The 12,820-nt window shown below is 27.6% G+C and carries 9 protein-coding genes, 4 tRNA genes and 1 pseudogene; 8 read left to right on the forward strand and 6 right to left on the reverse strand.

The features are described from left to right. The first annotated feature begins 198 nt into the window (after positions 1-198). Positions 199-1,133 (forward strand): annotated as a pseudogene (locus M9408_RS00395) (L,D-transpeptidase family protein). A 153-nt stretch (positions 1,134-1,286) separates the two neighbouring features. Here the strand turns inward: M9408_RS00395 and M9408_RS00400 are convergent. The 3 genes from M9408_RS00400 to pgsA form a co-directional block, all read right to left on the reverse strand. Beyond that, positions 1,287-1,369, reverse strand: a tRNA-Leu gene (locus tag M9408_RS00400). A 14-nt stretch (positions 1,370-1,383) separates the two neighbouring features. Continuing rightward, positions 1,384-1,454 (reverse strand) — tRNA-Cys (locus M9408_RS00405). A gap of 209 nt (positions 1,455-1,663) precedes the next feature. After that, positions 1,664-2,215: a CDP-diacylglycerol--glycerol-3-phosphate 3-phosphatidyltransferase gene (gene pgsA / locus M9408_RS00410; RefSeq protein ID WP_250257250.1), complete on the reverse strand. Its 552-nt coding sequence runs from the start codon at positions 2,213-2,215 to the stop codon at positions 1,664-1,666. A 390-nt stretch (positions 2,216-2,605) separates the two neighbouring features. On the opposite strand from pgsA, the gene M9408_RS00415 reads away from it, so the two are divergent. Continuing rightward, positions 2,606-2,679 (forward strand) — tRNA-Lys (locus tag M9408_RS00415). Positions 2,680-2,977: 298 nt separating this feature from the next. Here the strand turns inward: M9408_RS00415 and M9408_RS00420 are convergent. Then, a tRNA-Ser gene (locus M9408_RS00420) sits at positions 2,978-3,060 on the reverse strand. 377 nt (positions 3,061-3,437) lie between these two features. Between M9408_RS00420 and M9408_RS00425 the strand changes: the two genes are divergently transcribed. From M9408_RS00425 to M9408_RS00445, 5 genes are all read left to right on the forward strand, one after another. Continuing rightward, complete coding sequence (locus M9408_RS00425; RefSeq protein WP_250248800.1) at positions 3,438-3,767, forward strand: TusE/DsrC/DsvC family sulfur relay protein; 330 nt, start codon at positions 3,438-3,440, stop codon at positions 3,765-3,767. A gap of 209 nt (positions 3,768-3,976) precedes the next feature. After that, positions 3,977-4,294, forward strand: coding sequence for a heat shock protein HspQ (gene hspQ / locus M9408_RS00430; protein ID WP_250257251.1), 318 nt, complete (start codon positions 3,977-3,979; stop codon positions 4,292-4,294). Positions 4,295-5,012: 718 nt separating this feature from the next. Further along, entirely contained in the window at positions 5,013-5,531 is a 519-nt protein-coding gene (gene fabA, locus M9408_RS00435) for a bifunctional 3-hydroxydecanoyl-ACP dehydratase/trans-2-decenoyl-ACP isomerase (RefSeq protein WP_250235684.1), read from the forward strand. Positions 5,532-5,749: 218 nt separating this feature from the next. Continuing rightward, the gene (asnS, locus tag M9408_RS00440) at positions 5,750-7,156 is read left to right on the forward strand and encodes an asparagine--tRNA ligase (RefSeq protein WP_250257252.1); all 1,407 of its coding nucleotides are present in this window, start codon (positions 5,750-5,752) and stop codon (positions 7,154-7,156) included. Between the two features lie 224 nt (positions 7,157-7,380). Then, positions 7,381-8,601, forward strand: a complete 1,221-nt coding sequence (locus M9408_RS00445) for an amino acid aminotransferase (protein ID WP_250257253.1) — start codon at positions 7,381-7,383, stop codon at positions 8,599-8,601. 97 nt (positions 8,602-8,698) lie between these two features. Here the strand turns inward: M9408_RS00445 and M9408_RS00450 are convergent, their stop codons facing one another. After that, positions 8,699-9,346, reverse strand: a complete 648-nt coding sequence (locus tag M9408_RS00450) for an MBL fold metallo-hydrolase (protein ID WP_250257254.1) — start codon at positions 9,344-9,346, stop codon at positions 8,699-8,701. A gap of 168 nt (positions 9,347-9,514) precedes the next feature. After that, entirely contained in the window at positions 9,515-10,300 is a 786-nt protein-coding gene (locus tag M9408_RS00455) for an SDR family oxidoreductase (protein ID WP_250257255.1), read from the reverse strand. 1,685 nt (positions 10,301-11,985) lie between these two features. Between M9408_RS00455 and ribA the strand changes: the two genes are divergently transcribed. Then, on the forward strand, positions 11,986-12,576 hold the full coding sequence (ribA, locus tag M9408_RS00460) for a GTP cyclohydrolase II (protein ID WP_250257256.1): 591 nt from the start codon (positions 11,986-11,988) through the stop codon (positions 12,574-12,576). Positions 12,577-12,820: the final 244 nt, after the last annotated feature.

Raw genomic sequence — 12,820 nt, forward strand, 5'->3', positions numbered from 1 at the left:
TTTTAAGAATTAGTAAATAAAAATTATTGTTTATATTATCAGCATTGGCTATAATTTTGTTGTAGAAAAGTAGTTGTTTTATTGTAAATTAAATGCCAATTTTTTTGAAGACTATTAAAACAAACTTATACCATCATACTTACAGTTTATACCAAATATTATTTATAATATAAATTACTGCAAGTAATACAAATATTTATGAATATAAAAGTATATTTTTATAATATGATATTTGTCTTTATAGAATTGAGTCATTGTCTTGCCTATGCCGCTGTTTATACATTACCTAAAAATAATGATAGACTAATTGGAAAAAATATAGAAATTTTTACGCCTAAAAACAACAGACACTCCCTTGAATTTTTCTCCGAAAAATTTCAAGTAGGAATTAGTAACATGTTAGAAGCTAATCCAGATGTTGACGTATACCTGCCAGATTCAGAAAAAAAATTAATAATTCCACATCAATTAATTTTACCAAATACGCCTCATTTAGGTATTATTATTAACAGCGCCGAAATGCGATTATTTTATTATCCTAAAAATAGCAATACTGTCGTTATATTACCAATTGCTATTGGAACAATCAAAAATGCAACACCATATTACTGGATAACTTCAATAAAACATAAAAAAAAAACCCAGTTTGGGTCCCTACCAAAAATATGCGTGATGAATATATAAGGCGTGGAGAAATCCTACCTACAATGTTTCCAGCAGGATCTAACAACCCCATGGGCCTATATGCTTTATACTTAGGTAGAAACTATGCAATTCATGGCACTAATAGTAACTTTGGCATTGGACTCAGAGTAACTCGCGGTTGTATTAGATTGCGTCCTCAAGATATCGAATTTCTTTTTAAAGCTGTACCTGTAGGAACTAGAGTGCAATTTATTAATGAACCTATAAAAAGTACTGTTGAATCAAACGGTATGCAATATCTTGAAATCCATAATCCATTATCTTATGAAAAAGAAAAAAATCATTTAAATACGTCAGTGATAGCGCATTTAAGAAAAAAATTACAGACTATATTAATTAACGGTTCGAATATAGATTATAAAGTAGTTAACGAAGCATTGAAAACCCGTTCTGGTATACCAATAAATATTACACGAAAAACTTATTAAAAACTAAAGATCAGCAACAATCGTGTTCATTATATTACGAATATATATATAATATTTTCGTACCAAAAAAAAATTAACAACAACTAATAATCATTTTATTAAGTAAAACTATTTTAACATTCAAATAATCTTTTTACGCACTGTTCAAAACACTACCCGGGACGAGACTCGAACTCGTATAGCTAAAAGCTGAGGGATTTTAAGTCCCTTGTGTCTACCAATTCCACCACCCGGGCTGTTTAAAAAATAAAAGCGCGTCTCGGGATTGAACCGAGTTACACGGATTTGCAATCCGCTGCATAACCACTCTGCCAACGCGCTACATAAACAACATAAAACAAATATATAATCAAATCATATTAAATTAATTTAACACCAATATATTTATGCATTGATAAACCTTATCATAATTTATTACTTTACATACTAATAAACCAGATATTTAAATTTTAAAAAATAAATCTTAGATTTAAAAATGACGAATAATTGCCATTAATTATTTCAATCTCAAAACCGCACATTATACAAAATCAGCAATTATATAAATTATGCCACGCATAATATAAATAAGCACACATAGACCAAAATGTTAATAAAACCGAAATATATAATGCAATAACACCTATAATCACTATCCATTCATAAGGACTCCACAGTAACGCAGTTAAAGCTAACATTTGTACGCACGTTTTAATTTTACTAACCCAAGAAACTTTAATTCCATTACCATTACCAATTCCCGCTACCCATTCACGTAATGCTAATATAATAACTTCACGGATAATTATACTAGAAGATGGCAATGTAACCCACCATACATGAAAGTGCTCAGCTATTAAAATAAGTGCTGAAATTATCATCACTTTATCTGCTACTGGATCTAAAAATTTACCAAAATTAGTAGTTTGATTCCAACGGCGAGCTAAAAACCCATCGAACCAATCTGTAATAGCTGCAACAAAAAATATAACAGTACATACCGTCGATGCCCAACTCATAGGTAAATAAAACAACATTGTAAACAATGGCGCCATAACAACTCGAAATAGAGTAAGATATGTTGGTATATTAATAAAATCCATAATATTTAAAATAACTAATTTAATATAATTACAATATTATATATTTAATAAATTAACTAATTTCAATTCGTAACATACCCTATACTAACAATATCAATACCACATCTACTTATGTGTGTATATAACATTAATTTCAACAATCATTATTTATTACATAATCCCGAATAATCATTTATTTATATTTTAAAAAATATATAATATACTATTGTGGTGGTTATTACTATACGCGTAGTTCCTATTATTTTATGTAGAAGAAAAAATAAATCACATTATCTTCGAAATACCTAAATACTACCATTATACATAATAATCATTGTTGTAATTTTAGAAATAATCAATATCCAAAACTACAGTTTTATTCCCAGTATACTACTATACCGTAAAATAACCGGGTCGTTAGCTCAATATGGCAGAGCAGTTGACTCTTAATCAATTGGTTGTAGGTTCAAATCCTACACGACCCAATAAATAAAACTTTTTTAATGTTCTTACTACGATATACATACGCGGCTAGATCTTTAACTTTTAGTGGGTAGTATATATGAGGAGGGATAAAATTTATATCTGGGATTAATATCGTAGCATACATCTGCTACTAAGGCTTATTTAAGTCACTATAAGAATGTCTCCAATTCTCACTTATTAAAATGATTAATCCAAATATCATATGTTTTACATATAATTCAAGTGCTAATAATATTTAGCTATGTCATCAATCAATTTACAAAAAATATTTTTAACATAATAACTGACAAAATACTTCGGAGGAGTAGAGATTCGAACTCTAGAATGTTTTCACTACCGATTTTCAAGACCGGCGCCTTAAGCCACTCGGCCACTCCTCCAAAATATTTAAAATAAACAAAATGAGTTCTATCAATCCTTAGAAAATACATCATCGATACTTTTTGTAGAATAACAGCGCATACTATCAAAATACCAGTCTTACATTTAAATCAATATTAAATATTAAAAAATAATCCCCATAACTAATAAAACCACGATTAGTTGCATGATTTAAAAACAACATCAAGTATATATTAAACTTAAAATATAAGATATAATTAATAATAAAATTACAAAAAGTATACTCATTATTAGAATTTTTCATTATAATAATGAGTATTTGTTATAATTCATATTTAAAATTTAAATACTATCTTGTTTTTAAATGTTATCATTTAGCAAAATAACATTTAAAAACAATTTTTAGGAAAAATTTGTGAAATGTAGTCAAATAAACGCTAACATTAATGAGCAAGGCTATTTAATACATATTGAAGACTGGAATGAAGACATTGCGATGCATCTAGCTAATCTAGAAGGCATCACGATGGATGCAATACATTGGGAAATTATATATTTTGTACGTAAATTCTACATGGAATTCAACGCGTTACCAAAAATCAGAATATTAATTAATGCCATAGCACTTAAACATGGTAAAGAAAAAGGAAATAGCCAATTTCTTGCTCGATTATTTCCAAAAGGCTCCGTAGCTCAAAAAATTGCAAAAATTTCAGGTCTTCCTAAACCCATAAAATGCTTATAATATAAAAAATATCATTTGGAACTTAGAACAGATTATTCTATTAAAATTTATTAATATTTAAAATAAAACCTATTACATTTATTTAATACTAAATAATAAGAATCATTCCTTATTTATATTTTAATCTACTTAACAATAATTTACCCTTGATTTTATCATATTGCCCCATATCTATTATTCCTGATAGATAATATTTTACAGGAGATTATATGATAACTAGTAAATTTGGAATCGGACAACAAGTCCGACACAAGTTATTGGGGTATTTAGGAGTAGTAATAGACATAGATCCAGAATATTCTCTTGAAAAACCAACTTTGGATGAAATTACAAAAAACGACACTTTACGCAAATCTCCATGGTATCATGTCGTTATGGAAGACGAAAACGGAAAACCTATGCATACTTATTTAGCAGAAGTACAATTAGGATACGAGAACGCTCATATACACCCAGAGCAAAGCACTTTAGATGAACTTTCTGCGTCTATTCTTTTACAACTGCAAACACCACGGCTAAGAAATTAAATACTCATGTACCATGAACCCTATATATAATGGATCTTATTGAAATATATAATCATTTTTTATACCATAATTTTTCAGTGACATCTACGTTATGCTACTGCAAGCAGTTTGTTATAAAAACTATAAATCTTAATAACATCTATCTTATGTGTCACCTAATATTAAGTTCAATAAATAGCACAATGATTAATCATAATGAAAATCTACAGCCTAATCCAGCATTCCTCTATCTCTACAAACTATAAACCCTACATTTAGGTACTAATTACTACTTTAAATATTAAGACTACCAGCTTATTATATAAATATAAGGTCATAATAATCGCGCTAAATAATAAATTAAGTTCTATTATCATCGTTATTAACGATTATATTTAATCATACTCTGTGTTAAATAGATATATTCTACGCATAACATGTATCAAAACTTAATTATACTTTTCCAAACAAATTATTGTATATTTAATAAACAATAATATTTCCAGACTAAAATAAATATAATAGAATTAATTTGTAAATATTTATATATAACTTCAATTTTCACTAAACCATAATAACTAAAAATTATTGTTTTAATAAAAAATTTTTATTACCTAACAAAACAACTATATATTATAAAACAACTATTTTCCACTGTATGGTGTATTCACATGTAATAATTGTTACATTTTATTATCTTTAATATAAGAAAATATATTGCAATAGAACGAGATATACTATGATTAATAGACGTGAATCATATACAAAGGAAGATCTATTAGCTTCTAGTAGAGGCGAGCTATTTGGAAAAAACGGGCCTACACTCCCAGCTCCTAATATGCTGATGGTGGATCGAGTCATAAAAATGACTAAACATGGAGGAAATTATAATAAAGGATTTATAGAAGCAGAATTAGATATCCAATCGGATATGTGGTTTTTTAATTGTCATTTCATAAAAGACCCAGTTATGCCAGGATGTTTAGGATTGGATGCAATGTGGCAGCTAGTGGGGTTTTACCTTGGATGGCTTGGAGGAGAAGGGAAAGGACGTGCTTTAGGAGTAAAAGATGTTAAATTTACTGGTCAAATTTTACCTACATCTAAAAAAGTTACCTATCTTGTTCATTTCCGCAGAATTATTAACAGAAAACTAACTATGGGTATGGCCGATGGTGAGGTATTATGTGATGGAAAAATAATTTATACCGCAACTGACTTAAAAGTTGGATTATTTAAAAAAAATACAATATTCTGATATACTTATATATATTAATTGATTAAACCAAGCACTGTATCAAGATATCGACCATTGTTTATACCGAAAACACGAATATATCTCAAAAAAAAATTGCATGAATTATATCTCGTAATACCTTTAGTCAATTAAATCATACATTATTATATGTATTTAAATTTAAGTTATGAATAACACAACAAAATATTATTAATTTGAAAAATCTGGAGGATTATAGCATGAATGTAGTATCAGTAGCAGATATATTGTACGGTTATATATCAAAAAATACTGAAATTACTATACAGGGTTGGATTCGCACCCGACGTGATTCTAAAGCTAAAATTTCCTTTCTTGATATCTACGATGGTTCTTGCATAACCCCACTACAAATAATTGCATATGATAATTTATATAATTATAAAAATGAAATATTACACTTGACTAGTGGTTGCTCAGTTACAATTGATGGAATCGTATCCGCATCCATTGGAATGAAACAACGTGTTGAAGTAATCGCAAAAAGTATTAAAATATTAGGATGGATAGAAAACCCTAGCACCTACCCAATAACAGCTAAAAACCACACTATGAAATATCTACGTGAAGTTTCTCATTTAAGACCACGTACCAATATAATTGGAGCTGTTGCACGTATCAGACACACATTGTCGCAAGCTATCCATACCTTTATGCACAAACAAGGATTTATATGGGTCCCTACCCCTATAATTACTGCGTACGATACTGAAGGCAATGGAAAAATGTTCTGCGTTTCTACTTCAAAAAATCAGAAAGCTTTACATAATTCAAAAGAAAAAACCAATACTTACGATACCCATAATTTTTTTGGTAAAGAAGCTTTTTTAACAGTATCAGGGCAATTAAATGCCGAAGCCTATGCTTGTGCATTATCGAAAGTATACACTTTTGGTCCAACTTTTAGAGCAGAATATTCCAATACCAATCGTCATTTATCTGAATTCTGGATGATAGAACCAGAAGCAGCGTTTATGACTTTAGATGACATTATTATTTTAGCAGAATCTTTACTTAAAAATATCATCATAGTACTCCTTAAAGAATGTTCTGATGATATAAAATATTTTATTAATAAAATAGATAAAAATATCATATCTCGATTAGAAAACTTCACTAATATTAAGTTTAACTGTATAGAATATACTGAAGCAATAAAATTATTAAAAGTATGTAATAAACAATTTAATATTCCAATACATTGGGGAACAGATTTATTCTCTGAACATGAAAAATATCTATCAGAAGAATATTTTAAATCTCCTGTAATAGTAAAAAATTATCCAAAAAGTATCAAAGCTTTCTACATGCGCTTAAATGACGATAACCAAACTGTAGCATCTATGGACGTTTTAGTACCTGGCATTGGAGAAATAATTGGAGGTTCGCAGAGAGAAGAAAGATTATCAACCTTAGATCAAAGATTGCAAGAAAACAACTTAACACAAGAAAATTATTGGTGGTATCGCGATTTAAGACGATATGGAACAGTACCTCATTCAGGATTCGGTCTAGGTTTTGAAAGATTAATGATATATGTTACAGGGATAAAAAATATTAGAGATGTTATCCCTTTTCCTAGAACACCAAAGAATGTCAATTTTTAATAATACTTGCATTTATATTAATTTACATAAATAAAATAGATATTATTACAATATTAAAAAAATAAATAATTTGCAATAAGTAGTAGATATATAAAGCTATAAAATATATTATATTATATTTCGCATTTAAACTAAAAAATATAATAATTAATAGTTGGAAAAAATAATAGTTTTGATATAAATATAAAATCCTTACATAATTATAATAAATATGGACGTACGTTATGTTTAAGTCTATTAAAATGGCACCTGCTGATCCAATTCTTGGCTTATCAGAAATTTACAATTCTGATGAACGAAAACACAAAATAAATCTCGGTATAGGTGTATATCTTGATAAAATAAAAAATACTCCTGTTTTAACTAGTGTTAAACAAGCTGAAGAATGGTTGTTAAAACATGAAACCACTAAAAATTATCTTAGCATAGAGGGTATGCATTCCTTTAATACAGCTACCCAGTGTTTATTATTTGGAGTAAACAATAATAACTCTATTATTTCAAAAGAACGCATAAGAACTGTTCAAGCACCTGGAGGAACTGGTGCATTACGTATAGCAGCTGAGTTCATAATAAAAAACACTAAATCTAAACGAATATGGATAAGCAATCCCAGTTGGGTTAATCACAAAAATATTTTTTTATCTGCAGGATTTGAAATATGCACCTATCCTTATTATAATAATACAACTCATTCACTAAATTTTGACGAATTATATTCAAGCTTAAAAAATGTTAAACCTAATGATGTAGTATTGTTTCATTGTTGTTGCCATAATCCTACAGGAATTGATCCTAATATCGAACAATGGAATATTCTATCAGAATTATCAGAAAAAAATAGATGGTTACCTTTGTTCGATCTAGCTTATCAAGGATTTTCTCGTGGATTAACAGAGGATATTGAAGGATTATATATTTTCTGTAAAAAAAATGCAGAATTGATAGTATGTAATTCTTACTCAAAAAATTTTGGATTATATAATGAAAGAATAGGAGCGTGCAGTGTAATAACCAATAATAAAGATGATGCAGATCGAGTGTTAAGTCAGTTGCGTGTTATTATTCGCGGTAATTATTCTAATCCACCAGCACATGGTGCTTCTATTGTTTCTTTGATATTAAACAATAAAAATTTGCGCTCTATATGGGAAGAAGAACTAAAAACCATGAGGGAACATATTAATTACATGCGAAAATTATTTTTTAATACTTTAAAAAATAATAATGAAAACACAGACTTCAGTTTCATTAAAACCCAATGTGGAATGTTTTCTTTTATAGGATTAAATGAAAATCAAGTGATGAACTTAAGAAATAAGTTCGGCATATACCTAGTAGGTGCTGGCAGAATTAATTTAGCTGGATTATCAAATGATAATATCGTTTATGTATGTAGGTCTATTATTAAAACTATGGATGAAAAGATAATTACATCCAAATAAACAAAACCCATTATTTTAATAAATAAAAGACTTATACAAATTAAGAGTCATTTTTATTTGTATACTATGATTATAAAACTCATACTGTATTATACAGTCATCTTATTATACTACAAAAAGTATTGTTCACACGTTCATGCCCAATCGTAGATTGGGCACCGTGTCCTGGTAAAAAAACAATATCGTCGTCTAACGAAAATAACTTGTTTTTAATAGAATTCATTAAAGATATAATGTTTCCTCCTGGCAAATCTGTGCGACCAATATTTTCTTTAAATAATACATCTCCCATAATTATAAATTTTTGTATTTTATTCCAGTACACCACATGACCTGGCGAATGGCCAGGGCAATGCAATACATTAAAAAATTCATGTCCTACTTGTACTGTATCTCCATCTTTTAACCAAAAATCTGGAATAACCGCAGTAGTATCATCAGGAATATCCACACCCAACATATTACATTGAATGATTAAACTATCTAACAATATCTGATCTGATTTGTGTGGTCCTATTATTGGAACACTGTAATATTTTTTTAGTTCAACTGCACTACCAACATGATCAATATGACCATGAGTTAATAAAATTTTACCTATCTTCACATTTAACTTATCTACTTCTGCTCGTAATTTATTACTTTCTCCTCCGGGATCCACTAAAGCCGCTTCGTGTGTTATTTCACACCAAATTATTAAGCAATTTTGATTAAAATGAGTAACTGGTACAATACGATATCGCATATTCACATGTCCTAGATATTATTTATGGACCTGTCATTAAAATATTTCAATGAAAAGATACCATGACTCAAAACTCTTTAAAATATAAATAACTCCATATATATAATTCTTTACAAAAATTTAAATATATAGATTTCATTCAAGAAAATACACCATTATTTATATAAGTTATTTTTCATCATCTATAGTAGAAACAATATTAAACCCGCCATCAACATAAATTATTTCTCCAGTAATTCCAGATGATAAATTAGAACATAAAAATGCGGCAACATTTCCAATTTCTTCTATAGAAACATTGCGACGTATAGGTGATTGTCTCTGACAAAATGATAGCATCCTTTTAAAATTCTTGATACCAGAAGAAGCCAAAGTACGTACAGGTCCACAAGAAATTGCATTAACACGAATCCCCTCTGGCCCCATAGCATTAGCCATATAACGAGTATTGGCTTCTAATGAAGCTTTAACTAATCCCATTACATTATAATGGGGTATAGCACGCATAGATCCCAAATAAGTTAATGTAACTAAAGATGCTTTATTATTTAGCATACTTCTACATGCTTTGGCTATTCCTACAAAGCTATAAGAACCGATAGAATGAGATAACGTAAACCCTTCACGGGTAACAGTATCAACATAATCACCCTTCAACTGTTCAGTAGGAGCAAATGCTATCGCATGGACAAACCCATCAAAAGTTAGCCATTTTTTTTTTAATTCAACAAATAGCTGATCTATACAAAAGTCCTCAGATACATCACATGGTAATATAATATCAGAATCAAAATTTTTAGATAAATCTTGCACTCTTAATTTCAATTTATTGGTATGATAAGTAAAAGCCAATTCGGCTCCTTCTCTATATAAAGCCTGAGCAATACCATAAGCTATTGACCGATGACTGGCCATTCCGGTAACTAAAATCCGCTTATTATTAAGCAATGCCATACATTCGTCTCCAAACCCGTAACAAGTGTATTGTTACTATATTAAAGTATGTTCAAATACGAAAATCATTTTCGATTCATCTAACAATCATTGTTATACTTTTATGAAATTGTTTTCGCTCTTAATTATATAAATTAACAATTTAAATATTTCTAAAAGATTTTAGAATACTACTATTGTAGCAATATAAAACTAAAATATGTATAAATATTTATATGATTAAATATATAACTCTAAAAGTCCCAAAGTACATTAACAAATGTATACGCAGTATTAACACGAACATTAAAATATTTCTATGATAAAAAGTAAATAGACCACATAACCTAATAATAAATAACTCTGATTTACAAAAAATATACAATAATTTGAATATATCACACAATTTACTTACTATTCTTTTAATTATGTTTTTACCGTTTATTTTAGCGCAAACACCATTAATCTATAAAATATCTTTTAAAATCATATATTTAAATAAATTATTAAATCACTATAACTGATAATTTAAAATACCCCATTTATATTAATCAATTTATTCATCAAAATTTAAGCAGTCACATTAAATTTACTTTTAAATTAACTGCATATACTAACTAACATATAAAATATATTATCAATATATGTAATTACACTCCTTCTCTACATATACGAATTCATAATACATTTTCTACTATCAGAACATTATACAAATAGTCAGCAACTGTTAATAATTTATAACAACTATGTTTTCATTATTAAAAAATTAATTTTTTAAATCATTATGTGTAATATGCACACAACATCCTGGTCCCATTTGTTTATATATCAACCCCATAATAAAATTATCTAAAATATTCTTTAATATTGTTATTATTTTATTTCGATTATTAAATTTATATTTAATATCTGTACAATTATCTCAATTAATTTCATAAAAAATACAAAAATTAGCAATTTTGTTTATTTATCCTTTATAATTTTTATACATTTGTATCTTAATAATAATATTAAAAAACAAAAAATATATAAAATTACAATAGTATCATATAGTTAAAACAATAAATATTATCTGTTTTCTGATTACTATACTAGTTTATACATTAAAATAAAATTAAAATACATACGATACTTTAGGTATTAATAACACTTATTCTCATTAAAATATAATTAAATATCAAGATATCTAATGTAATCCACAATTATTAACTATAACAAAAAATAAATGCCAATTATTTACGTATTACTTATATATTAAAAAATTTATCCTAAATCAACAATCTATCATAGATATTCATAATCTCTCGTCAGTATATTCTACTATTATGATTCTATCATTTATAAAAAGACATTCATATTTACAACTATATAATATAATCTTTATTATTTAACTAATGCTATCTGTTACATATAGCTTTAACAAAGTCGCTGATAATAAAACGTTTATACAGTTAGTATATAGATATTTTATACAAATAAAACATATGATATTTATCATAATAAACTTTGGTAATTACACATATCACAATACCATTATCATATATACTAAATGATTCATTTATTCACTAAAAATATATTGTTCTACAAATAACCATAATATAGATATTATATAATATGACATATTTTCTACTACGATACGACTATTAAGAAACTATCTATTCTTTAATAAAACACATTATTAATTACATCTTTAGAGAGGTACAAATATGCGACTTAGGCGTGTAACAGAAGCAAAATTACCAACAATTTGGGGCAATTTTTTAGTAGTAGGATTCGAAGAAAAATTCACCGGGCATAACCATATCGCATTAGTATATGGAAATATTACCGGATCAGATCCAGTATTAACACGAATACATTCCGAATGTTTAACGGGTGATGCCCTGTTCAGTTCACGCTGTGATTGCGGATTTCAACTAAAAACAGCATTGTATTGTATTACAGAAGAGAAACGTGGTATTTTAATCTATCATCGACAAGAAGGACGTAACATAGGCCTGTTGAATAAAATTCGTGCTTATGCATTACAAGACAACGGAGCTGACACAGTAGAAGCAAACCAATGTCTAGGATTTGCTCCTGATGAACGAGACTTTACTATTTGTGCAGATATTTTAAAATTATTATCTGTAAAAAAAATACGTATTTTAACAAATAATCCAAAAAAAGTAGAAATTTTAAATACATCATGTATTAACATCACAGAACGAATTCCGTTAATAGTAGGAAGAAATCCAGAAAATTCTAGATATTTGGATACTAAAGCATTTAAATTAGGACATTTATTTCATAACTAATAAGAAATAAGAAACCTAATATAATTAAATATTAATTCTCATATAGTGTCTCAGAATGAGCTGAATGATTCTTTGATATAAAACTATTTTATGATTAATTCACATATGAAATTATATAAATAATATGATCATATATGATGTGTTTGTATGTATTCATTTTATTTAAATAGATGAATTTATATATAATTACCATATGAACATTATATTTAAAACACCGTTAAATTATTTTTAATAGTGTTAAAAA

Source organism: Candidatus Blochmannia vicinus, assembly GCF_023586525.1.
Classification (GTDB): Bacteria; Pseudomonadota; Gammaproteobacteria; order Enterobacterales; family Enterobacteriaceae; genus Blochmanniella; species Blochmanniella vicinus.